Source organism: Nesterenkonia lacusekhoensis (genome assembly GCF_017876395.1).
In the GTDB taxonomy this organism is placed as follows: Bacteria; Actinomycetota; Actinomycetes; order Actinomycetales; family Micrococcaceae; genus Nesterenkonia; species Nesterenkonia lacusekhoensis.
In genome coordinates this window covers 272,196-295,452 of record NZ_JAGINX010000001.1, presented here as the reverse complement: position 1 = coordinate 295,452, position 23,257 = coordinate 272,196, and the positions used below count along the sequence as shown (strand labels likewise).

At 67.7% G+C, this 23,257-nt stretch carries 21 protein-coding genes; 9 read left to right on the top strand and 12 right to left on the bottom strand.

The genetic code is table 11. From position 1 onward, the window contains the following. Nucleotides 1-22: 22 nt before the first annotated feature. The 5 genes from JOF45_RS01425 to JOF45_RS01405 form a co-directional block, all read right to left on the bottom strand. On the bottom strand, nt 23-754 hold the full coding sequence (locus tag JOF45_RS01425) for a PP2C family protein-serine/threonine phosphatase (protein WP_210047452.1): 732 nt from the start codon (nt 752-754) through the stop codon (nt 23-25). 132 nt (nt 755-886) lie between these two features. Next, the gene (locus JOF45_RS01420; RefSeq protein WP_378579579.1) at nt 887-1,954 is read right to left on the bottom strand and encodes an adenylate/guanylate cyclase domain-containing protein; all 1,068 of its coding nucleotides are present in this window, start codon (nt 1,952-1,954) and stop codon (nt 887-889) included. Nucleotides 1,955-2,426: 472 nt separating this feature from the next. After that, complete coding sequence (locus JOF45_RS01415) at nt 2,427-3,014, bottom strand: hypothetical protein (protein ID WP_210047451.1); 588 nt, start codon at nt 3,012-3,014, stop codon at nt 2,427-2,429. Between the two features lie 108 nt (nt 3,015-3,122). Continuing rightward, the gene (locus JOF45_RS01410; RefSeq protein ID WP_210047450.1) at nt 3,123-4,112 is read right to left on the bottom strand and encodes a biotin--[acetyl-CoA-carboxylase] ligase; all 990 of its coding nucleotides are present in this window, start codon (nt 4,110-4,112) and stop codon (nt 3,123-3,125) included. 35 nt (nt 4,113-4,147) lie between these two features. Continuing rightward, complete coding sequence (locus JOF45_RS01405) at nt 4,148-5,089, bottom strand: SDR family oxidoreductase (protein ID WP_210047449.1); 942 nt, start codon at nt 5,087-5,089, stop codon at nt 4,148-4,150. 165 nt (nt 5,090-5,254) lie between these two features. Between JOF45_RS01405 and JOF45_RS01400 the strand changes: the two genes are divergently transcribed. The 7 genes from JOF45_RS01400 to JOF45_RS01370 all read left to right on the top strand — a co-directional run bounded on the left by JOF45_RS01400 (nt 5,255) and on the right by JOF45_RS01370 (nt 12,187). Beyond that, complete coding sequence (locus JOF45_RS01400; protein ID WP_210047448.1) at nt 5,255-6,838, top strand: acyl-CoA carboxylase subunit beta; 1,584 nt, start codon at nt 5,255-5,257, stop codon at nt 6,836-6,838. Further along, entirely contained in the window at nt 6,835-7,167 is a 333-nt protein-coding gene (locus JOF45_RS01395; protein ID WP_210047447.1) for an acyl-CoA carboxylase epsilon subunit, read from the top strand. The genes JOF45_RS01400 and JOF45_RS01395 overlap by 4 nt, the downstream gene beginning before the upstream one ends. Continuing rightward, the gene (locus JOF45_RS01390; RefSeq protein ID WP_245324101.1) at nt 7,164-7,895 is read left to right on the top strand and encodes a Maf family protein; all 732 of its coding nucleotides are present in this window, start codon (nt 7,164-7,166) and stop codon (nt 7,893-7,895) included. The genes JOF45_RS01395 and JOF45_RS01390 overlap by 4 nt, the downstream gene beginning before the upstream one ends. Before the next feature lie 19 nt (nt 7,896-7,914). Further along, entirely contained in the window at nt 7,915-9,726 is a 1,812-nt protein-coding gene (locus JOF45_RS01385; RefSeq protein WP_210047446.1) for an acetyl/propionyl/methylcrotonyl-CoA carboxylase subunit alpha, read from the top strand. Between the two features lie 225 nt (nt 9,727-9,951). Next, nucleotides 9,952-10,524 carry a 6-phospho-3-hexuloisomerase gene (gene hxlB / locus JOF45_RS01380; RefSeq protein WP_210047445.1) on the top strand — a complete coding sequence of 191 codons (573 nt, stop codon included), beginning with the start codon at nt 9,952-9,954 and terminating at the stop codon, nt 10,522-10,524. 63 nt (nt 10,525-10,587) lie between these two features. Then, on the top strand, nt 10,588-11,226 hold the full coding sequence (hxlA, locus tag JOF45_RS01375; protein WP_210047444.1) for a 3-hexulose-6-phosphate synthase: 639 nt from the start codon (nt 10,588-10,590) through the stop codon (nt 11,224-11,226). Nucleotides 11,227-11,341: 115 nt separating this feature from the next. Further along, nucleotides 11,342-12,187 carry a LuxR C-terminal-related transcriptional regulator gene (locus JOF45_RS01370; RefSeq protein ID WP_342591361.1) on the top strand — a complete coding sequence of 282 codons (846 nt, stop codon included), beginning with the start codon at nt 11,342-11,344 and terminating at the stop codon, nt 12,185-12,187. A gap of 240 nt (nt 12,188-12,427) precedes the next feature. Here the strand turns inward: JOF45_RS01370 and JOF45_RS01365 are convergent, their stop codons facing one another. The 5 genes from JOF45_RS01365 to JOF45_RS01345 all read right to left on the bottom strand — a co-directional run bounded on the left by JOF45_RS01365 (nt 12,428) and on the right by JOF45_RS01345 (nt 18,055). After that, a complete protein-coding gene (locus tag JOF45_RS01365) occupies nt 12,428-13,900 on the bottom strand; it encodes an MFS transporter (protein ID WP_210047443.1) in 1,473 nt (490 codons plus the stop codon). A gap of 139 nt (nt 13,901-14,039) precedes the next feature. Further along, the gene (locus JOF45_RS01360) at nt 14,040-14,798 is read right to left on the bottom strand and encodes an iron ABC transporter ATP-binding protein (RefSeq protein WP_378579564.1); all 759 of its coding nucleotides are present in this window, start codon (nt 14,796-14,798) and stop codon (nt 14,040-14,042) included. After that, nucleotides 14,795-15,850 carry an iron chelate uptake ABC transporter family permease subunit gene (locus tag JOF45_RS01355; RefSeq protein WP_210047442.1) on the bottom strand — a complete coding sequence of 352 codons (1,056 nt, stop codon included), beginning with the start codon at nt 15,848-15,850 and terminating at the stop codon, nt 14,795-14,797. The genes JOF45_RS01360 and JOF45_RS01355 overlap by 4 nt, the downstream gene beginning before the upstream one ends. Beyond that, nucleotides 15,850-16,893: an ABC transporter permease gene (locus JOF45_RS01350; RefSeq protein WP_210047441.1), complete on the bottom strand. Its 1,044-nt coding sequence runs from the start codon at nt 16,891-16,893 to the stop codon at nt 15,850-15,852. Before JOF45_RS01350 ends, JOF45_RS01355 begins: the two co-directional genes overlap by 1 nt. A 127-nt stretch (nt 16,894-17,020) precedes the next feature. After that, entirely contained in the window at nt 17,021-18,055 is a 1,035-nt protein-coding gene (locus JOF45_RS01345; protein ID WP_210047440.1) for a siderophore ABC transporter substrate-binding protein, read from the bottom strand. A gap of 278 nt (nt 18,056-18,333) precedes the next feature. Here JOF45_RS01345 and JOF45_RS01340 point away from each other — a divergent pair, with 278 nt between their 5' ends. After that, nucleotides 18,334-19,713 carry a class I SAM-dependent methyltransferase gene (locus tag JOF45_RS01340; protein ID WP_210047439.1) on the top strand — a complete coding sequence of 460 codons (1,380 nt, stop codon included), beginning with the start codon at nt 18,334-18,336 and terminating at the stop codon, nt 19,711-19,713. Between the two features lie 86 nt (nt 19,714-19,799). Here JOF45_RS01340 and JOF45_RS01335 read toward each other — a convergent pair whose 3' ends face one another. Both JOF45_RS01335 and JOF45_RS01330 read right to left on the bottom strand, forming a co-directional pair. Next, the gene (locus JOF45_RS01335; RefSeq protein WP_210047438.1) at nt 19,800-20,153 is read right to left on the bottom strand and encodes a hypothetical protein; all 354 of its coding nucleotides are present in this window, start codon (nt 20,151-20,153) and stop codon (nt 19,800-19,802) included. Beyond that, on the bottom strand, nt 20,153-21,970 hold the full coding sequence (locus JOF45_RS01330) for a glycoside hydrolase family 3 protein (protein ID WP_210047437.1): 1,818 nt from the start codon (nt 21,968-21,970) through the stop codon (nt 20,153-20,155). The genes JOF45_RS01335 and JOF45_RS01330 overlap by 1 nt, the downstream gene beginning before the upstream one ends. Before the next feature lie 109 nt (nt 21,971-22,079). Between JOF45_RS01330 and JOF45_RS01325 the strand changes: the two genes are divergently transcribed. Further along, entirely contained in the window at nt 22,080-23,243 is a 1,164-nt protein-coding gene (locus tag JOF45_RS01325) for a glutamate--cysteine ligase (RefSeq protein WP_210047436.1), read from the top strand. The last annotated feature ends 14 nt before the right edge of the window (nt 23,244-23,257 follow it).

The following is a 23,257-nucleotide window of genomic DNA, read 5'->3' as shown; positions in this document are numbered from 1 at the left end:
GACTGCGGCCCCGACATCCCGCTCAGTCCTGCTGCTCTTCCTTCACATCCACCACGACGACGGTCACGTTGTCCCGCCCGCCCCGGCGCAGAGACCGCTGGATCAGAGCGTCCACGGTCTCCTGCGCCGATTCGCCGCGATCCAGGATCTCGGCGATCTTGGCATCCTCGAGCTCGCCGGTCAGCCCGTCGGAGCAGATCAGCATGCGCTGTCCGGCGTTGACCGTGGCGGCGAAGAAGTCGGCGTCGAAGGCGTCCCCGGCACCGAGCGCGCGGGTGATCACGTTGCGGTTGGGGTGATTGTGGATCTCATCAGCAGTGATGATGCCGGACTCATACATCTCCTGGACCTGCGAGTGGTCGCGGGTCAGGCGGACCAGGCGGCCCTCCTCGAACATGTAGGTCCGGGAATCGCCGATGTTGAAGACCAGCCACTGCAGCTCACCCTCGGCCTCGATGAGCGCGGCTCCGGTCAGCGTGGTGCCAGCTTTGGAGTCTGTGGCCTCACGGATGCGGGCGTCGGCACGATCGATGAACTGCTGGAGCTCGTAGCGGCTGATCAGGCCCTGGGCGGCGTCCCAGCCCTCGGCCAGCGTCTGGACCGCCAGGGAGGAGGCGACTTCGCCGGCTTCATGGCCGCCCATGCCGTCGGCCACAGCGAAGAGGGTGTCGGTGACCACGGAGGAATCCTCGTTCAGCTCACGGCGCAGGCCGACGTGTGAGCCGTACCCGTAGTCCAGATAGAGAGAGGTCACTCAGCCATCTTGTCACGAAACGATCACACGGTGCACCGGATGTCGCAGAGGATCGCACCAGGTCAGCAATTCCAGCCCGATCACGGCCCCGAGCACCCGCCTCTCGGACCCCGGTGCTCTGCGCCGGTCCCCTCAGGAATCCAGGACGATTCCCGTGCCGTTGGCGCGCAGCAGCATATTGGGCTGGACCTCGCCGAATCCGCGGACGATGCGCGGCGGCTGCGGGACCAGCAGATAGTCGTCATCACGTTCCAGGGCTGCGGCCGTGACCGAGTCCACCAGGATGGTGCCCGGGTCTGCCAGCGCGGTCAGCCGCGCCGCCAGGTTCACCGTGGGGCCGTAGATGTCGCCCATCCGGGAGAGCACGCGGCCCCAGACCACAGAGACCCGCGCCTGGGGCAGCACCTCATCGGCGGCGATGGTCTCAGCCAGGGCGAGGGCGATCTCGGCGCCTGCCTCCGGCGTCTCGGCGTTGTAGAGGACCTCGTCGCCCACGGTCTTGACCAACCGTCCGCCGCCGATGCTGATGATCTCGGCGCATTTGGACTCGAACCGCTGCACCATCTGGGCCAGGGTCCGCTCGTTCATCTGCCGGGAGAGCGAGGTGTAGGAGACCAGGTCGGCGAAGCCCACCGCGCGCGCCAGCGGCAGCGGGGTGTCGTGCTCCTCGCCGGTGCGTCCTCGGGAGCTGGCGGCCAGGCCTGACTCCACCCGGACGGTCAGCCGCTGCAGGGCGGCCGAGAGCTGGCGGCGCCACGCGTAGCCCATCAGGCGCTGGATGGGGTCGATCAGCTCAGGAAGCGTCTCCACCACCTGCGAGCGGGCCACAGCGTCGGAGAGCTGCTCGTTGGTGATCTTGTCCTCCACCAGCGCCTCGATCTGCCAGACCACCATACGGTCGGTCATCTGCCCCACCGAGCGGGTCAGAGAGATCGCCGTCTCCTCGTTCAGGTAACCCTCGCGGACCAGTCCGACCATCGTGGCCAGGGCCTCCACATCGGCCTGGGTGAAAGCTTTGACGTCGTCGTCGAGATTGGGGAACCCCAGCGCGCGCCACAGTTTGCGCGCCGAGTGGGTGGAGACTCCCATCTCCTTGGCCATCTCGCGGTAGGTCAGAGTGCGTTCGGCTCCGAGGAGCCGGTGTTCGAGGTCGCGGATGTTGCGGTGCCACTCCCGCTGCTGCGAGGTGGGGGCGGGGATCGACGCCGTCTCGGGCGCACGTCGTCCGCCGAGGCCCCCGGCCGCCCCTGCGGCCTCGAAACCAAGCTCCGCGCCGGATACGAGCCCTGAACCTGATCCGATCTGCGTGTCCGGGCTGGGCCCGGCCTCGTCATCAAGCCCGGTCTCGTCTTCAAGCCCCGTGCCGGCGAAGCTGCGGGCCGCCGCGCGGCTCTCCTCCGAAGGCTCCTGGGACGGCGGGGCCACGATCTCGTCAGCTCCCAGAGAGGGCATCCGGCCGTTGAGCCGCGCGGAGCGGAAGTCGGACCAGTCCGAACGCGCCTCCTCCAGCTCCTTCTCGCTGTACCGGGGCGGGCCGTCCAGGCCCTCCTCCGCGTAGCCGGCCGTGTCATCGGTCATTCCACCGAACCCGCGGCGTCGCGCCAGCTCCCAGGCCCTCTGGCCTTCGTCGGTGTGGCCCTCAGGGCCTCTGCGGCCCTCGTCCTGATGTTCCTCACGCATAGTGCGTCCCGTGGTCGAACTCGTAGGGGCGGGCCCCAGCACTCTGCTGTGCGGCGTGCTGAGCGGCCGCCGACCGACGGTAGGACGCCAGCTCCTCCACCACGACGGGATGGAAGCGTTCGACGTCGGGCATATCCTTCAGCTTGGTGCGCTGCTGCTGGCCGTAGGCGCCGTGGGAGATCAGCAGGTCGCCGGCTCCGGTCATCTCCTGAACCTTGGACTGACGCATCTGCGCCTCGGTCACCAGGCCCAGCGGAATGACCAGCGGCTGCGGAGCACCCAGGAAGTTCTTCTGAACGATCCGCAGATTGGTCAGGTAGGTGATCCGGTTGCCCCAGGCCAGCACCGGACGCAGCGAGCCGAAGACCAGGGACAGCAGCCCGCCGGCCCACACCAGGAAGGTGCCGATGTAGCTGTAGTGCTGCACCCATTCGGGCTGGGAGCCCCGGGCGATGTAGCCCAGCAGGAAGCTCATGACCGCCAGAGTGACCAGAAAGTTCACCAGCGCGGGGATCAGCACACGGTGATGGGAGCGCGTGCGAACGATGACCTGTTCGCCGGCGGCCAGCTTCAGCTTCATCGCCCCGAGCACTCTCCTCACGTCTCTGGTCCTGTCCAGCCCTGTTCCGACTCCCGGTGATCCTGTCATCCTCGAGCCGACCGGGCGCCTTCCCCTGTCTGCGTCAGTTTACCGGCGACGCAGGTGCACCACATCGCCCGCTGAGAAGGACCGCTGAGTCACAGGCTGCTCCTGCCAGAGAGCATCCGCGGCACGACGCCGATGCCTCACCTCCACCCGCAGCGCACCGTCGGCATCCAGCGCCGTGGCGGTCCCGCGCTCAGCTGAGCCGTCAGGGAGCTCGATGCGGACCTCCTGGCCGATGGTGTCCATCACTGCGGCGATGCGTGGGCGCAGCGCTGCGGCCGATCCCTGCCGCTCCGCCTCGGCCAGGATGGCGGCGAAGCGTTCGAGGAAGGATGCCAGCAGCCCGGTGCGGAGATCCGGAGAGGAGGCTTCGGCAGTCAGGGCCGAGGGAAGCGTCAGATCCGACTGAGAGGCCAGATCCGGCTGAGACCGCTGATCCGGTTGAGACCGCTGGGCCCGCTCCAGCTCCAGCAGCGCGGAGGTGGAGGTCGGCGTCGGGAGCTGGTCCTCGGTGAGCAGCACGTTGATCCCGCAGCCCAGGATGAGGGCACCGCCGACGTCGGGACCTCCTGCGGCGAGCGCGGCGAGGATGCCACTGATCTTGCGGCCATGGATGTGGACGTCGTTGGGCCACTTCAGCTGGGCCTCGAGGCCGCAGTCCTCGCGCAGCACCTCCGTCAGCGCGGCTGCTGCCAGCAGGGAGATCCAAGCCAGGTCCTGCCCCGCAAGGGCCGGGCGCAGCACGATGGAGGTCGAGAGCGAGGAGCAGCGGGGCGAGACCCAGGAACGCCCCAGCCGCCCCGATCCGCCGGTCTGCTCCTCAGCGGTCAGCACGGACAGATGCGGCCAGTCGGACTCGGCGCCGACCGTACCGGCGCTCGCCGAGCGGGAGAGCTCCTCGACCAGCCACGCATTGGTGGAGCCGATGGATTCCACCCGCTCCAGCCGAGCGAAGGGCCCGCACTGGACCAGTCGGCGTCGCAGGTGGTCCTCATCCAGAGGCTGGAGGTGGGGCGCGGGGCGGTCAGTCATAGCCCTATTCTCCCTGCCCACTTTCTCCGCCGGGCTCAGAGGAAGATGTCCGGGGCCGGGGCGGCCTCCGGGTCCACGGCATAGCTGCTGAAGTCCTGCACTCCAGCGGCCCGCAGAACCTCCTCATCAGTGAGGAACCGGCCCGTGACCAGCTCCCCACCTTTCGTCACCGCACCGGCGAGCAGAGCCGCGGCCGCATCGGCGACGATCTGCGGACGCCGCGACCCGCGCAGCATCGCCTCACCCTGCTCCTGCTGTCCGGCGCCGGCTGACTTCTCGGCCAGGGAGCGGATGGCCGCAGTCTCGATCAGCGTGACCGGCCACAGCGAGTTCACCGCGACGCCGGGCTGCCCCTCTGTCCCCGCCAGCTCCTGAGAGAGGCCGATCGTGGTCATCGACATCCCGTATTTGGCCATTGTGTAGGCCAGGTGCCTGCCGAACCAGCGGTGGTCCAAGCGCCCGTCGGAGCCGGTCAGCGGCGGAGAGAGCGTGAGGATCTGAGGGCTGCGACCCCTCGCGGCGCTGGCCCGCAGATGCGGGGCCGCCAGCTTGGAGAGCAGAAAGGTGCCGCGGACGTTGATGTCATGCATGAGGTCATAGCGCTTCATGTCCAGCGCCTCAGTGGGCGAGAGGTCGATGGCGGAGGCGTTGTTGATGACGATGTCGATCCCGCCGAAGGTCTCCACGGCTGCCTCCACGGCACGGGCGACATCCTCATCCCGGCGCAGGTCCCCGACCACGGCCAGGCCGCGGCCGCCGGCGGCCTCGACGTCCTCCACGGCAGTGTGGACGGTCCCTTCCAATGTGGGGTGCGGCTCGCCGGTCTTGGCCAGCAGGACCACCTGGGCCCCGGCCGCGCCGAGCTGCACGGCGATGGAATGCCCGATGCCGCGGCTGCCCCCGGACATCACCACGGTCTTTCCCTGCAGGCCGGTCAGGTCGCTCGCACTCTGGTGCTCATCATTCTGGTGTCCCATGCTCCGATCCTACTGGCCAGTAATCACTTTGTGTATCCCAGATCACAGCGCACGGGGGTGCTCCCCCAGGATTTGTAGGGTTTCCACAGCAGAATCGCGGGTCTCTCCCATTAGACTGGCGGCTGGATTGTGGAGACTCTCTATGAAAGGCACCACCGAAGCACGATGACGCGCGACCTCACCACCACTGCCGGCAAGCTCGCCGACTTCCGCGACCGCCGGGACCAGACCCAGGCGCCTGCCGGAGAGGCCGCCGTCGCGAAGCAGCACAACCGCGGCAAGCACACTGCCCGCGAACGGATCGACATGCTGCTCGACGAGGGATCCTTCGTCGAATTCGACGCCCTGGCCGTCCACCGCACCACCTCCTTCGGCATGGATGCCAAGAAGCCGCTGGGCGACGGCCTGGTCTCCGGCTACGGCACCATCGACGGCCGCCTGGTGGCCGTCTACTCCCAGGACTTCACCGTCTTCGGCGGCTCCCTCTCCAAGGTCAACGGAGAGAAGATCGTCAAGGTCCAGGAGTTCGCCGCCCGCAATGGCTGCCCCGTGATCGGGATCAACGACGGCGGCGGCGCGCGCATCCAGGAGGGCGTGGCCTCGCTGGCCATGTTCGCCGACATCTTCCGCAACAACGTCCACTCCTCCGGCGTGATCCCGCAGATCACCCTGATCATGGGCCCGGCCGCCGGCGGCGCCGCCTACTCCCCCGCGCTGAACGACTTCGTGATCATGGTGGACAAGACCTCCCACATGTTCATCACCGGCCCGGACGTCATCAAGTCCGTCACCGGCGAGGACGTGGACATGGAGACCCTCGGCGGCGCCGAATCCCACAGCCGGACCACCGGTACGGCGGCCTATATGGCCTCGGATGAGGAGGACGCGATCTCCTTCGCCCAGGAGCTGCTGGAGTTCCTGCCGCTGAACAACCTCGCCGAAGGCCCGGTGGAGGATTTCGAGGAGCGTCCCAAGATCGAGGCCGAGGATGAGGCGCTCAACGGCCTGATCCCCGATTCCGCCAGCGCCCCGTATGACATGCGTGCGGTGATCGAACAGGTCCTCGACGACGGTCACTTCCTGGAGCTGCAGTCCCTCTACGCTCCCAATGTGGTCATCGGCCTGGGGCGCGTGGAGGGCCGCAGCGTGGGCGTGGTCGCCAACCAGCCCAGCCAGTTCGCCGGAACTTTGGACATCGCCGCCAGCGAGAAGGCCGCCCGCTTCGTCCGCTTCTGCGACTCCTTCAACATCCCGGTGGTCACCCTGGTGGACGTGCCCGGCTTCCTGCCCGGCACCGACCAGGAGTTCGGCGGGATCATCCGCCGCGGCGCCAAGCTGCTCTACGCCTATGCCGAGGCCACCGTCCCGAAGATCACGGTGATCACCCGCAAGGCCTTCGGCGGCGCCTACATCGTGATGGGCTCCAAGAAGCTCGGCGCCGATGTGAACCTCGCCTGGCCCACCGCGCAGATCGGCGTGATGGGTGCTCAGGGCGCGGTCAACATCCTCTACCGCCGGAACCTGGCTGAGGCCGAGAAGAACGGCGAGGATCTGGAGGCCAAGCGCTCCGAGCTGATCGCCGACTACGAGGCCGAGCTGCTCAACCCGTACCAGGCCGCCGAACTGGGCTACATCGATGCGGTCATCGAGCCCGCCGAGACCCGCTGGCAGATCACCCAGGCCCTGCGTGCCACCTACCACAAGCGTGAGTCCCTGCCCGCCAAGAAGCACGGAAACATCCCGCTGTGACTGAGCCTGCCCACACCCATCGATTGGGCGGAGAATTGCCGTCCCAGGCCGACGAGGCCGCTGAGACGGCACATCTGCGCCCAAACAACGAGGATGAGCAGCCGCTGCTGACGGTGTCCGGAGCTGAGCTGACCGAGGAGGAGCTGGCCGCCGTCTCCGCCGTCGTCGGGAAGCTGGCCGCCGCGGACCCTCTCCAGGACAACGACGCCGGCAGCACCGGTCCCCGGGACCGCCGACTGCAGCGACGTCGCAGCCTCTCCTTCAACCGGCTGGGCCTGTGGGGACGCCCGGGCCCAGACTCCTGGAAGAACGCAGGAGGACTGCGATGAGCCGCGGGCCCGGCAGCACCGGACGCATGCCCCGGCTGATCCTGGCCTCGGCCTCGCCCGCCCGGAAGGAGATCCTCTCCGCGGCGGGGATCGAGTTCGACGTCGTCGTCTCCGATGTGGACGAACGCGCCGCTGTGGAGACCTACGTGGAGAACGCCGGGCCGCTGAGCCCCGCTGATGAGGCCCTCATGCTGGCCCGCACCAAGGCCGAGGATGTCGCCTCCCGCAACGAGGCCCGCAACGCACTGGTGCTGGGCTGCGACTCGGTGTTCGAACTCGACGGCGCTGCCTACGGCAAGCCCTATGAGGTGGAGGTGGCCGTGCAGCGCTGGCAGCAGATGCGCGGGAACACCGGAACCCTGCACACCGGTCACTGGCTGGTGGACACCACCGGGGCCTCTCTGCGGACGGCCACCAGCTGGCTGGACCGGGCCTTCGGCGTCTTCACCGGCGGCACCCTGGCAGTGGACGGCGAGCTGACGGCCGCGGCGGAGACCGTGTCCTCGGACATCGCCTTCGGCCAGCCCACCGACGAGCAGATCCGCGCCTACGCCGAGTCCGGCGAGGGGCTGAACTGCGCCGGGGCCTTCACCCTGGAGGGACAGGCCGCCGAGCACATCGAGAGGGTCGACGGCGACCGGGAATCGGTCATCGGCGTCTCCACCGCTGCCCTGGGGCGGCTGCTGGAGCGCCTGGACCACGACATCACAGAGTTTCAGACGAGCTAGAGCAGGAGCGACCACGACGATGACCGACTTCTCCAAGGTGCTGATCGCCAACCGCGGCGAGATCGCTGTGCGCGTGATCCGCGCAGCCCACGACGAAGGCCTGACCGCGGTGGCCGTCTACGCCGAGCCGGACCGCGAGGCCGTGCATGTGAAGATGGCCGACCAGGCCTTCAGCCTGGGCGGATCCTCCGCGGCCGAGAGCTACCTGGTCATCGACAAGATCCTGGAGGCAGCCCGGGCCACCGGCGCCGATGCCGTCCACCCCGGCTACGGCTTCCTCTCCGAGAACGCCGAGTTCGCCCGCGCCGTGATCGACGCCGGCCTGGTGTGGATCGGCCCCTCCCCGGAAGCCATCGAGACCCTGGGCGACAAGGTCTCGGCTCGCCAGCTGGCCGAGAAGGTGGGCGCTCCCCTGGCCCCGGGCACCAAGAAACCGGTCAAAGACGCCGATGAGGTCGTGAAGTTCGCCGAGAAGCAGGGCCTGCCCATCGCGATCAAGGCCGCCTACGGCGGCGGCGGACGCGGCATCAAGGTGGTCCGCGAGAAGGAGGAGATCGTCGAGCTCTATGAGTCGGCGGTCCGTGAGGCCGTCTCCGCCTTCGGCCGCGGCGAGTGCTTCATCGAGAAGTTCCTGGACCGGCCCCGCCACGTGGAGACTCAGTGCCTGGCCGACGAGCACGGCAACGTCGTGGTGGTCTCCACCCGAGACTGCTCCCTGCAGCGCCGCAACCAGAAGCTCGTGGAGGAGGCTCCGGCCCCCTTCCTGAGCCGCCAGCAGAACCGGCAGCTCTACCGGGCCTCCAAGGCGCTGCTGAAGGAGGCCGGCTATGTGGGCGCCGGCACCTGTGAGTTCCTGATCGGCCAGGACGGCACCATCAGCTTCCTGGAGGTCAACACGCGCCTGCAGGTCGAGCACCCGGTCTCCGAGGAGGTCGCCAGCCTCGACCTGGTCCGCGAGCAGTTCCGGATCGCGCGCGGCGAGAAGCTCGGCTACGACGACCCGGAGGTCCGCGGCCACAGCTTCGAGTTCCGCATCAACGGCGAGGACCCGGGCCGCAACTTCATGCCCGCACCGGGCACTCTGGACCGCTTCGAGCTGCCCACCGGCCCCGGGGTCCGTGTGGACTCCGGCGTCCGTGCCGGTGAGACCATCTCCGGATCCTTCGACTCCATGGTCGCCAAGCTGATCGTCACCGGCGCCGACCGTGAGCAGGCGCTGCGCCGCGCCAAGCGCGCCCTGACCGAGATGACGGTGGAGGGCATGCCCACTGTGCTGCCCTTCCATCGCGCTGTGGTGGAGGACCCGGCCTTCGCTCCCGAGGTGGGCCAGAAGGCCGCCACCCCTGCCGCCCGCAAGCGCATCCCGGAGTCCTTCTCCGTGCACACCCGGTGGATCGAGACGGAGTTCGACAACACCATCCAGCCGTTCAACACGCTGACCGCCCACCCCGGCGCTGAGTCGACCGAGGGCCGCGAGTCCGTGGTCATGGAGGTCAACGGCAAGCGGGTCACCGTGAATCTTCCCGAGTCCCTCTCCGCAGGCAAGCTCGGCGGACGCCCGGCCGGGGCCAAGAAGCAGCGCAAGGCGCGCCGCTCCGGAGGCGCCGTCGGCGCCTCCGGCGACCAGCTGACCTCTCCTATGCAGGGCACTGTGGTGAAGCTGGCCGCCAAGGAGGGCGCGAAGGTCGAGGAAGGTGACCTGGTGCTGGTCCTGGAGGCCATGAAGATGGAACAGCCGATCACCGCCCATAAGACCGGCAAGCTCAAGGGCCTGAAGGTCGAGGCCGGCAAGACGCTCAGCGCCGGCGAGGTCATCGCCACCATCGAGTGACGGTCCCGCACCGCGGCTGATCCGCCCGCTCCATACGACGACGGCGGCCCCTCACCTGGGATTCCAGGTGAGGGGCCGCCGTCGTCGTCTCACCCTGCTGTGCTGGCACGGTCAGGCGGCACGGCCAGCATCCACTAGCCCTACGGCTAGGCCTGATCGAAGGGGCAGTTGTTCTGGTCTTTCGGCGAGCTGTGCGCGGGCTCCGCGGCGGCGCATGATCGAGATGTGACCACTTCGAAACAGACAGTGACAGCCTCCCTGGAGCTCATCAGCGACGAGCTCTCCCGTACGGCCGCGACCGTCGCCGGAGGTGGGCGGCTCGAGGAGCTCGCTGGGCTCATCGAGGGCGCCGAGCGCATCTTCGTCGTCGGGGCCGGGCGCTCCGGCCTCGCTCTGAAGATGACGGCCATGCGGCTGATGCACCTGGGAAAGACGACCTACGTGGTCGGTGAGACCACCACCCCGGCCATCGGCCCAGGCGACGTCCTGCTGGCGGCCAGCGGCTCCGGGACCACCGGCAGCATCCTCAGAGCAGCTCAGAAGGCCAAGGAGGTCGGGGCGCGAGTGGCCTCGGTGACGATCGCCCCGCAGTCTGCGCTGGGCGAGCTCTCCGACGCCGTCGCCGTCGTCCCTGCCGCGGAGAAGCTGGACCGAAGCAGCGCCTCCTCAGCGCAGTACGCCGGGTCGCTCTTCGAACAGACCGTCGTCCTCCTGGGCGATGCCCTCTTCCATACTCTCTGGCACCGCAGCGACCAGAGCGGCGAGGACCTCTGGCCCCGCCACACCAACCTCGAATAGACCCCGGCGGCCAGACCGGCCGCCGACCTCTCCCCGACGACCCTCGACACAAAGGAACCCGCTATGAAGATCCAATTCGCCATGGACACGCTGACCACCGAGCAGGCGCTGGAGTGGGCTGATGCCGCTGCGCCCCACGTGGATATCCTTGAGCTGGGCACACCGCTGATCAAGTCCGCCGGGCTCTCCGCAGTCACCGCGATCCGAGAGGCCCACCCAGACAAGACGGTCTTCGCCGACATGAAGACGATGGACGCCGGAGAGCTCGAGGCCGACATCGCCTTCAGCGCAGGCGCCGATCTGGTGACCGTGCTGGGATCCGCCGACGACTCGACGATCGCCGGCGCCGTCGCGGCCGCCACCAAACACGGCAAGGGCATCGTGGTCGACCTGATCGGCGTGGCGGACAAGGTTGCCCGCGCGCAGCAGGTGGTCGGCCTCGGCGCCGAGTTCGTGGAGATGCACGCCGGGCTGGACGAACAGGCCCAGGAGGGGTACTCCCTGGAGGGGCTGCTCGAGGCCGGCCGGGCCGCAGGCGTCCCGTTCTCTGTGGCCGGCGGCGTGAAGCCCGCCTCCATCGGCTCGGTCCGAGACGCCGGCGCGCAGATCGCTGTGGCCGGAGGGGCCATCTACTCCGCCGATGACGTCGGAGCCGCGGCCCAGACGCTGCGCGATGCCCTCAGCCTCACTCCGGTCGGCTGATCGGACAGCCCACCGACCCGGACACGACGGCGCCGTCCTGCCCCGACCCGGGCAGGGCGGTGCCGTCGCCTGTCCTGGGCTGATGGGGGCAGGTGGGCTCAGCTAGGCTGGGCCCGTGACTGAACCGCAGACCACTGCAGAGGAAGCAGGTCCCTCTGCCGAGCGCCGCACCCGGGCGCAGCTGGCCAACCAGGCACGGGCGCTCTCCGAACAGGCCGACCGCTATGCCGTGACCCTGGAGTCGCTGCTCTCTGTGCTGCGCTCCTCCAGGATGAACGACCGTGGAGCCCGTGAGACGGCCACACAGATCGCCGCCACGGCGCTGGTGCGGCTGCGCACCTCCACCGATGAGCATCAGGACCCGTTGGAGCCGGTGGTCGGAGCGTTCTCGCGTCTCAAAGAGGATGTCCAGCCGCTGGTCCGCTTCGGCGAGCTGGATGTCGAGTTCGTGGAGCCGCCGGCCAATGGCCGCGCCCTGCCCGGCGACGTCGCCCATGCCGCACGGGCGATCGTCCGCAACGTGCTGCTGGTGCTGGTCAATGCCGGCGAGGCACGTCGCTCACGGGTGCACTGGGACTGCGACGGGCTGAATCTGCTGATCAACATCCGCGACGACGGCCGCGGGGAGACTCAGCCCCACGACGATGTCCTGCGCCCGGTCAGCGAGCATGTCACCGCCCTGGACGGTCAGATGACGGTGGCCTCCACCCCGGGATGGGGGACGGAGATGAGCATCAGCATCCCGTTGGACCCGGTGAGCGCGCCAGCTCCGCTGGGCGGGCTTCCTGAGCTCAGCGAGCGTGAGCGCGAGGTGCTCAACGAGTTGGCCCGCGGGGCGCGCAATGCGGAGATCGCCCGGACCTTGGGCGTCACCGAGCACACGGTGAAGTTCCACATCTCCAAGCTGCTGAAGAAGGCCGGCGCCCGGAACCGCGCGGAGCTCATCTCCCTGATGCACTGACACTGATGCACTGAGGTCCGGGGCCGCCGAACGCGCTCCCGCATCCCTCCCCGCTTCCCTCCCCAGTTGTTTGGGCGCAGAGTTGCCGTCTCAGGCCCCGGAAGTCGCTGAGACGGCAACTCTGCGCCCAAACAACTCACGCGGGAGAACCCCCACAACGACGACGGCGGCCCCTCACCCGGCGCTGTGATCAGGTCACAGTCACGCGGTGAGGGGCCGCCGTCGTCGGGGGTGTAAGCTTCACCCCTCCTGCTTCTCCGCGGTGTAGAGGGACCGCTTCGAGGTCTCCGGAGAGAGGATGAGGCTGATCATGGTCAGGGCGCCCAGGAGGGCCAAGTAGAGCCCCACCGCCCACACGGCGTAGGTCTGGACCAGCCACACGGCGACGAATGGGGTCAGCGCCGCACCGAGGATCGAGGACAGATTGTAGGCCACCCCGGAGCCGGTGTAGCGGGTGTTGGTGGGGAAGAGCTCCGGCAGGTAGGCCGACATGGGGCCGAAGGTCAGACCCATCAGGGACATGCCCACGCACAGGAAGATGAGCATCTGCCAGACGTTCAGGTCCTCGCCGGAGCCGATGTTCTCAGCGCTGAGCCAGAAGCCGAAGGTGCAGCCGAAGATCATGATGCCCGCAGTGGTGACCATCAGCATCCGACGGCGGCCGAAGGTGTCGGCCAGACGGCCGGCGACCGGCACGAAGATCGCGAAGAACACGATGGCCACGACCTGCAGGATCAGGAAGTCCATGTAGTCATAGCCCAGTCCCTGGGTGCCGTCCTCGCCGGGAGCGGCGATCGAGTAGGAGAGGATCCAGGTGGTCATCAGGTAGAACAGGCCGTAGGTGGCCAGCATGATGAAGGTGCCCAGGATGATCTCGCGCCAGTTCTTGCGGAAGACCTCGCCCACCGGGACCTTGGTCTTCTCCTTGTTCTCCAGCGCCTTGGCGAAGACGGGGGTCTCCTCGATCCGCAGGCGGACATAGAGCCCGATGCCGACCATCACCACAGAGAGCAGGAACGGGATGCGCCAGCCCCACACCAGGAAGGGATCGGCTAGTGCGGCGTCGATGTCCTCATCGGCCAGAGCGCGGATCGCGTTGGAGTCGTAGCTGTAGAACCAGGCCAGGATGAGGAAGAGGCCGTTGGCCAGGATGAAGCCGAAGGGCGCGCCCAGCTGGGGCCACATGGCGGCCTGGGCCCGTTTCCCGGGCTTGGCGGTCTCGCTGGCCAGCAGGGCTGCGCCGGACCACTCACCGCCCAGGCCGAGGCCCTGGCAGAAGCGGAAGATCGTCAGCATGGCCGGAGCCCAGAGCCCGATCTGGTAGATCGTCGGCAGTGCGCCGATCAGGAAGGTGGCCAGTCCCATCGTCAGAAGTGCACCGACCAGCGTCGCCTTGCGCCCGATGGTGTCGCCCAGATGCCCGAAGAGCACAGCGCCCAGCGGTCGTGCCACGAAGGCTGCACCGAAGGTGGCCATGGAGGCCAGCAGGGCGGCCCCGTCGTCCTCTGCGGTGAAGAAGAGGATCGGGAAGACCGAGACGGCCGCCGTGGCGTAGATGTAGAAGTCGTAGAACTCGATCGTGGTGCCGATCAGCGACGCTACGATGATGCGGCGCCGCGGAGTCTTCAGGTTCTCATCGGCGATCCGATCCCCGGCATTGGGATCGGCACTGTTCGGGTCCGGCTGCGCGGCCGGGTCGGTTGTCGTTGACATGGGACTCTCAGTTCTCCAAGGAGGAACGATTCTGGGTGAATCGCACGCGCAGAGGCGTGCAGACTCAAAGATCGTAAGACCGCTTGCCAGGAATCCCGCAGGAAGATTGCGCCTGTCTCAGACAGTGAGACAGGCGCAATCAGTAGTACACCGCCAGCGGGCCGCTGGGACCCTCGATCACCTGGATGTCGGTGTTGAAGATGCCGGTGAGCACCTCATCGCGCATGATCTCCCGCGGGGTCCCGTGCTCGACCACCTGGCCATCCTTCATCGCCAGGATCCTGTCCGAGTAGTGGGCGGCGAAGTTGATGTCGTGCAGCACGATCACCACAGTGCGTCCCAGCTCATCGGCGGCCCGGCGCAGCTGCTTCATCATCTGGACCGCATGCTGCATGTCCAAGTTGTTAAGCGGCTCGTCCAGCAGCACGTAGTCGGTGTTCTGCGCCAGCACCATGGCCACATAGGCCCGCTGGCGCTGCCCGCCGGAGAGCTGATCCAGGTACCGGTCCTCCAGATCGGTCAGATTCAGGAAGTCGATGGCCTCGGAGATGTACCTCTCGTCGCCGATGGTCAGCCGGCCCTTCGAATGCGGGAACCGCCCGAATCCCACCAGCTGACGCACCGTCAGCCGGGTGACGAAGTGGTTCTCCTGGCGCAGCACCGAGAGGATCTTGGCGATGGTCTTCGAGGGCGTGTTGACCACGTCATGGCCGGCCACCGTGATCTCACCGGTGTCGATGTCCAGCAGCCGCCCGATCATCGTGAGGATGGTGGACTTGCCCGCACCGTTGGGGCCCACCAGCGCAGTCACACCGCCGGACTGGATCTCGGTGGTGACCGGCCCGATCTTCACGCTCGAGGAATAGTCCTTGGCGACGTCGGTCAGTGTGATGCTCACAAGCGCCCCTTTCTCATCAGAACGATCAGGAAGACCAGTCCGCCGATCAGCTCCACGATCACGGTGACCGCTCCCCCGGCGTCCCAGATGTGGCGCAGGACGAAGTAGCTGGCGGCCAGGATGGTGTAGCCGAAGAGCGCCGCCATTGGGAAGAGCATGCGGTGGGAATAGGTGTCGCCGAACTGGTAGGCCAACGTGGCCGAGAGGAAGCCCAGGAACATCATGGGACCGACCAGCGCCGTGGCCACAGCCACCAGCAGCGAGACCAGCGCCATGACGATGATCAGCTCACGCTGATGGTTCAGACCCAGATTCTGGGCAGTGTTTCTGCCCAGGGCCAGGACGTTGAGCGAGTTCGCCCGCAGCCAGATCAGCACGACGGCCACAAGCACCAGCGGGATGGCATAGGGCAGGTAGTCCGCCCGGGCGTTGGAGATGTTGCCGAAGAGACGCGCGGTGAGCACGTCGAACTCCGAAGGGGTCAGCATCCGCTGCATAAAGTTCGACAGCGAGCCCAGCACACCGCCGATCACCACGCCCACCAGCAGCATGATGTGGATGTTGGAGAACTTTCCGCTCAGCAGCCAGGTGTAGAGCAGCGTCGCCAGCAGCACCATGGCCACCATCTGCAGCAGGAAGGGCCCGACGCCGACCAGTGCGGCTGACCCGCCGGCACCCAGCAGAAACACCGCCCCGGTCTGGATGGCCGTGTAGAGCGAGCCGAAGCCCATGATCCCGGGGGTCAGGATGCGGTTGTTCACGGCCGTCTGGAATGCCACGGTGGCCACCGCGTGACACAGCGCCACCACGGCGATGGTGATCAGCGAGTCCCGCCGCATGTCCACGATCAGCCACCACGGACGAGAACCGGTCTCGGCCGGGTTGTCCCAGGTCATGATGCCGAAGGTCAGGCCCAACGCCGCAAGCACCAGCACCGACATGGTGATCACATAGCGGCGCCTGTGCTGCGGACCGGTGATCGGGCCGGAGCGCCGGGGGCGCTCAGCGGCGTCTCGGCGGCGCGCAGGTGCCGCGGCTCTCGGCTTGAACATCAGCTGACCAGGCCTCCCCGACGGCGCTGGCGCAGCAGCAGAGCCAGGAAGACGACGCCGCCCACCAGGCCCAGCACCATGCCCACCGGGATCTCGAAGGGAGCGATGATCGTGCGGCCGATCAGGTCACAGATGGTGACGGTGCAGATGCCCACCAGCACCACCCAGGGCAGGTTGGTGCGCAGATCGTCACCGCGGAACAGGGCCACGATGTTGGGGACCACCAGTCCCAGGAACGGCAGAGTACCGACGACGGTGGCGGTGACTCCGGTGGCCACGGCCACCATGGCAGTGCCCATGAACAGCACCAAGGCGTAGTTCAGGCCCACATTGGTGGCCATGTCTCGACCCAGGCCCGCCACGGTGAACTGGTCGGCCACCAGGAACACCGCCACTGTCACGGCCAGCACGATCCACAGCAGCTCGTAGCGGCCCTGGATGATTCCGGTGAAGGAGCCTTGGAACCAGATGCCCAGCGTCTGGAGCCGGTCGGTCATCAGCGCCAGGTACGTGGTGAAGGAGGAGACGACGGCGCCGAGCATGATGCCGATGATCGGCACGATCAGACTGGACTTCAGCGAGACCCGGCGCAGGAAGAGGAAGAAGACCATAGTGCCCACGAAGGACATGATCACGGCCCCGATCATCCGCTCCCCCAGAGAGGCGGAGGGGTAGAGCCACATGACCAGGATGAGGCCGAGTCCGGCCCATTCGGTGGTGCCCATCGTGGAGGGCTCCACAAACCGGTTCTGGGTCAGCAGCTGCATGATGACCCCACACATGGCCATGGCCGCGCCGGCCAGGACCAAAGCGACGGTGCGCGGCACTCGCGTGATGCCGAACATCCAGAAGTTCTCCCAGTCCTCTCCGCCGAAGACGTCGAACTGGCCGACCACCAGGGAGAGCACCAGCAGGCCCAGGGTGACCAGGACCGCCAGGAGGAACGCCGGCGTCCACAGCCGCCGGTGCCGACGGGTGCGCGGATCATCCACGAGGATGTCTCGGCTGGTCTGCGAGACGTCCTGACGCAGGGTGGTGGTCATAGAGGGCTTCCGTCAGCGTGAGAGCAGGGGCGAGTGCGCTAAAAGCGGTGAGGCAATCCTAAGGGTGATGGACGAGAGGACAAAGTCCTTACGCCCATCACCCTGAGCCTCCGAAGCCAGCTGAGCCTTACTCAGCCTCCTCCAGGGCATCGGCGAAATCGTTGAGGAACTCCGTGTAGGCCTGGATGTCCTCGGTGATGTACATGTTCTGCGGCATGTAGACGATCTGATCGTTCTCGATCGCGGAGGTCTGCTGAAGAGCCGGGGAGTCGGCGATCAGCTCATCGGCCGCGGTGTACTCCGGGTCATCCGGCATCATGCCGTCGCGGTCCAGCACGAGAATCCACTCCGGATCCGAGTCTGCGATGGCCTCCACGGAGATGTCGTCACCCTCATGGTCGGTGGATTCGTCATCCACCTCCAGCGCCGGCTCCAGGTCGAACTCCTGGAAGAGCGGAGCCACGCCGCGGCCCTGATTGGGACCGGCATAGTTGATGTCGCCGCCGGAGGTGACCAGGCCCATCACCGTATCCTCGCCGTTGTAGGCGGACTCCACACGCTCCAGGGCCTCATCGAGCTCGGCGATGAGCTCATCGGCCTCCTCCTCGGCCTGGAAGATCTCGCCCATGTTGGTGACCTGCTCGCGCAGGCCCTCGAAGAAGGTGGTCGGGTCCGAGGTCCCCTCATCCCACTCCAGGATGACGCCGTCCTCCGGCATCAGATCGGCCATCTCGTCGTAGTACTCGGAGTAGCGCTGGCCGGTGATCACCAGGTCGGGCTGGGCGGCGGCGAGCTGCTCGAGGTCGGGCTCGCGGTGGTTGCCGGTGTCCAGGATGCTCTCGTCCTCGGCATAGGTCTCGTGGACGTGGGGCTGCATCAGGCCCCGGGGCGCCACGGACAGCTCCACACCGAGATCCTCCAGCAGCCGGAAGCTTCGGTTGTCGAAGGCGCCGACGGACTCGATGCTGTCCAGGTCGATCTCATGGGTGCCGTGGTCATCCTCCACAGTGATGGTCTCGCCGGAGCCGGCGGCGCTGCCGCTCTCTGCTTCGGCGTCGGCGCAGGCGGAGAGCAGCAGAACGGAGGCTGCCGCTGCGGAGAGGATGCCGGCTGCGCGGCGGCGATGCGGCGCAGACGCCTGGGACGTAGTGGTTGCGAGCATGGGGAACCTTCCTCGGAGAGAGTGAGATCGACTGAGCGAAGAGTGGAGTTCTCTATTATGCCAACCTTGCACTTAGCCTATCCTAAGCAGAAAAGAACCTACAGACATAACTCAAGGACCGCAACTCCTCCGAGGCCGCAGTCTCAGAGTGTGGGCAGGGCGTGTCCTCCAGGAGTTGTGTGGGCGAAGAGTTGCCGTCCCAACGGCCTGCGAGCTCTGAGACGGCAACTCTTCGCCCAAACAACTGGGGTAGAAGCGCTGCGCGATAGCGTGGGAGGGTGAACGACGCCGACCGCTCCCCCTCCCCGCTGGAGCCGCTGCTCTCCCCGGAGGGCTGGGAACTGCTCAACTCCCTGCCGCCCTACGCCGAGGCCGACTCCCTGGCCCTCAACCAGAAGCTGCGAAAGCAGGGCCACTCTCCTGAGCTGGTCGCCGCCGCACTGACGCAGTCTTCCCTGCGCGCTGAGGCCGCGGCGAAGTTCGGCGACTTCGCCGAGCAGATGCTCTTCACCCGGGACGGACTGCAGCAGGCCACCCGACTTCCGGTGGCCGCCCGTCATGCCCAGCGCTTCCGCGAGGCCGGCCTGACCCACGCCGCAGACCTCGGCTGCGGGCTGGGCGGCGACACGATGGCCCTGGCCTCCCTGGGACTGAACGTGATCGCCGTGGAGGCCGACGAGACCACTGCGGCCGCAGCCACGGTGAATCTGATGGCTTTCCCCGAGGCTGACGTGTTGCACACCACCGCCGAGGAGTTCATGGACCAGCACGGCCCGCTGCCCGAGGGCTGGGGCCTCTGGCTGGATCCGGCGCGGCGCGACGCCGGCCGTGGGCATTCAGGCAGCGGCGCGGCGTCGCGGGTGTGGGACCCGGAGGCGTTCTCCCCGCCGCTGAGCTTTGTGACCGGCTTGGCCGAGACCGGCATCCCCATGGGGGTGAAGCTGGGACCAGGCATCCCGCATGAGCTGATCCCCGAGGGCTGTGAAGCCGAATGGGTCAGCGACGGCGGCGATGTGGTCGAAGCCGTGCTCTGGTTCAATGCTCTGGCCCGGCGGCTCAGCAGTGACGACGCCGACGGCGAGCGCTCAGCCGTCTCCCGCGCCGCCACAGTCCTGCACAGCAGCGAGGAAGGTCGCCGAGCTGTGGAGCTGACCTCTTCCTCCGGCTGGAACACCGCTGCCGGAACGACCGAAGCTCCCGACGCCGGCGCGGCCCCTGAGGCCGACGGCGTCGCTTCCGCGGCGCGCCTGCCGGTGCCCGACGAAATCCTCTATGAACCCGACGGCGCCATCATCCGCGCGGGCCTGGTCCAGGACTGCGCGGCGGCGTTCGGCGGCGAGCTGCTGGATGAGCACATCGCTTATTTCGTCGCAGCGGAGCCCTATGCGGACGACCTGGCCCCGCTGGCTCGCGGCTACCGCGTGGAACAGGTCATGGACTTCAATGTCAGGACGCTGCAGCGCTGGGCCCAGGAGGAGGCGGTGACCAGCGTGGAGATCAAGAAGCGCGGAGTGGACATCGTGCCCGAACAGCTGCGCCGGCAGATCCTCGGCGGGAAGAGATCAGGCAAGAAGAGCAGAGGCTCCAAGGTCCACCGCACCCTGGTTCTGGTGCGGATCGGACAGGAGCGCATCGCCGCCGTCGTGCAGCCGCTGTGAGCCGGCGACTCTGCGGCCCTGTGGACTCGGTGACCCTGTGGACCCGGTGACCCTGTGGGCTCGGTGACCCTGCAGCCCTGTGACCCTCAGCTGTGCATGAGCAGCTGGAGCAGGGCCTGCTGCAGCTGAGGCAGCTCTGCGGCGGCGCTGCGCCAGATGATCTCGTCCTCAGCCTCCAGCTCGGCTGCGGAGATATGACGTCCGACGCCGACCGCTTCGGCCAGCCCCGGGATCCGCTCGGCGAACTCCGGGTCCAGGTCACGCACCTCTTCCAGCGCCCCCGCCAACACCTGGTACTCGTCCTCCACTGCGCTCTTGGTCTCCCAGGAGGCCAGCTCGTACTCGCCCAGTGAGAATTCGGAGATCAGGTCCGAGATCTTCTGCGAAGCGACCATTCCCACCTGCAGCTGGGCCGTCACCCTCTCCATCCCCTCAGACATCAGCAGGCCGAGTGTCCGGGCTCGAGCTCGCCCACCGCCACCGGCAGAGCACCGGGGGCCTCGGCTCCCTGGAGCACTGCGATCAGCGCATCGAAGGACTCCGCGGTGCGGCCGTAGAGGGCGATCTGGGCAGGAGCGGCCGATCCGTCCAACGCCTCCGGACGGTCCAGGGCCACGGCCACGTCCCCGCCGGCGGCGGGCTGATCACCGCCCAGCAGGACCACCTGCGTCCCACCGGCCCCGGAGACCTCGACGCCGGCCCGCTCGGCGGCCGCGGCCAAGCGCGCCTGGTCCTGCTCAGTGCCGCCGCTGATCTGCAGACCGGCTTCTGACTGATCGGCACCGCACTCGCCGGAGACCACCGTCACCGAGGCTGCGGCCAGCTGTTCGGCCACACTGCGCGCACGACGCTCCGCCTCCTCGGAGGATCCGGACTCTGCCTCGGCGGCATCGTCCTGGAGCCATTCCTCCTCGGTGAGCCCCTCTTCCTGGCTGAGGTAGTGATCGCGCAGAACCTCGGGCATCTGCACGCCGGGGCCGGCGTCGAGCTCTCCGGCCTCCAGATCCTGCTGCCAGAGCAGCAGGGACACCACACGCTCGGCTGCCTCATCCAGGCGGTCCTGACTGAGCTCCCCGGATTCGACGGCGCTGACGATCGCCTCGTGGGCTCCGCGGACGTCGGCGGGCATCAGCAGCAGGTCCGCCCCGGCCTCCAGCGCCATGACCGGCGCCTGGTCCGGTCCGTAGCCGTCGGCGATGGCACCCATGTTCAGTGCGTCGGTGACCACCACTCCGTCGTGGCCCATCTCGCGCAGCTCGTCGTAGGCGGCGGAGGAGAGGGAGGAGGGCACCCCATCATCCAAGGCGGGGACATCGATATGACCCATCATGATCATCGGCACTCCGGCCTCGATGCTCTCGGCGAAGGGCACCCAGTCCCGCGCACGCAGCTCCTCCAGGGAGGCGTCCTGCACCGGCAGAGTGTGGTGGGAGTCATCGGTGACCGAGCCGTGTCCGGGGAAGTGTTTCACCGATCCCATCAGGCCGCCCTCGGCCAGACCACGGATGCCGCTGAGCGAGAGCTCAGCCACAGCCTCCGGGTCGGAGCCGAAGGAGCGCGAGCCCACTGTGGGATCGGCCGCGCCCACGGTCACGTCCCCGTTGGGCGCGAAAGAGGCGGTGAAGCCGAGCTCAGCGAGCTCCTCCCCCATGAAACGGTGCCCCTGCCAGGTCAGACCGGTGCCGTCGAGGGTCTCTGCGGCCGCGCCGTAGGCCATGGGAGCCGGCCATTCGGTCAGCGGCTCGCCCACACGGGTGACCAGGCCGCCCTCCTGGTCCACAGAGATCATCGCGGGGTAGCCGCGCTCCTCGGCCGCCGCCTGGATGGAGGCGAGCTGAGTCTCCAGCTCCGCGAGGTCCGCCCCGGGCTGGTCGGCACCCTGACCGCTGGTGGGGACGTTGTCGCCCATGACGATGGCCCCCGCCAGATGGAGCTCCTGCACCAGCCCAGCCATGTCGGAGGCATCGGAGCTGGAGTATTCGCCCACCAGCACCTGACCGGCCTTCTGCTGGAGGCTCAGCTCGGAGACCAGCTGGGCGGCCTCCTCACGGTGGGCCTCAGAGGGGCCTGCCAGCGCCTGCTCCCGAGCGGCCTCGGCCTCCTCGATCTCCTGCTGGTGCTGATCCTGCTCCGCCTCAGACTGGTCACCTCCGTCGCCGTCGCCCTCCGATGCCGTGCCGCCTCCGCAGGCGGTCAGCAGCAGAGCGGACAGCAGCACAGCTGCGGAGAGTGATGAGCCTCTGTGACGGGTGAGCATGGGGACCAGGATAACGGCCACGCCCCGCACGGGCAGTCCCCAGCCGATGCCCAGGGAAATCCGGCTAGTCTGGATCCGTCACCCCTCCCGCAGACCAGAGGAACCCACGATGGAACTGCCCTTCGCACAGTCTGACCGTTCGACTCTCGGCATCGAGTGGGAGCTGGCACTGGTGGACCGACAGACCGGTGACCTGCGCAGCGTGGCCGAGCGCATCCTGGAGGCCGCCCACCAGGATCTGCCTGAGCTGGGCTCGGATGAGGAGCACCCCTATGTGAAGCAAGAGCTGCTGCTGAACACCATCGAGCTGATCACCGATGTGTGCGGCAGTGTGGAGGAGGGGGTGGAGCAGCTGCGCGAGACGGCGCGCAGCGTGATGCGCCACTGCGACCCGCTGGATGTGGACCTCTACTGCCAGGGCTCGCATCCCTTCGCGCCGCCGGCCAAGCAGCCGGTCACCGATAAGGAGCGCTACAACGAGCTGATCCGCCGCACCCAGTGGTGGGGACGGCAGATGGTCATCTACGGCGTCCATGTCCATGTCGGCTTGGACGACGTGCGCCAGGCGATGCCTGCGGTGAATGCACTATGCAACTACAACGCCCATTTCCAGGCGCTCTCCGCCTCCTCCCCCTTCTGGTCCGGGGAGAACACCGGCTACGCCTCCAACCGCTCACTGATGTTCCAGCAGCTGCCCACCGCTGGGCAGTCCTATCAGTTCGAGGAATGGTCCGGCTACGAGCGGGCCGTGGCGGATCTGGCCCACACCGGGGTCATCGAGGATGTCACCGAAGTCCGCTGGGACGTCAGGGCCGTTCCCCGGCTGGGAACTGTGGAGCTGCGCATCTGTGACGGTGTGGCCACGTTGGAGGAGATCAGCGCACTGGCAGCGCTGACCCAGTGCATCGTCCACGACACCGTCCAGACCCTCGAGGACGGCGGATCCGTGACCTCCATGCCGCCCTGGTACATCAAGGAGAACAAGTGGCGGGCAGCCCGCTACGGGCTCGATGCCATCATCATCCTCAACGAGAACGGTGATGAGGAGCTGATCACCGATCACCTCGCCAAAGAGCTGGAGCGGCTGGAGCCGGTGGCCAAGGAGCTGGGATGCGAGAAGGAGCTCCGCCTGGTGGAGCGGATGATGGACGACGGCGCCGGCTATCAGCGCCAGCTCAAAGTCGCTGAGAACCACGACGGCGACCTGCGCCAGGTGGTCCTCGACTCCGCCGCACGGACCCGTATGTCCATCAACGGGCCGGGCATGCTCTGAGCCTCAGCAGCAGC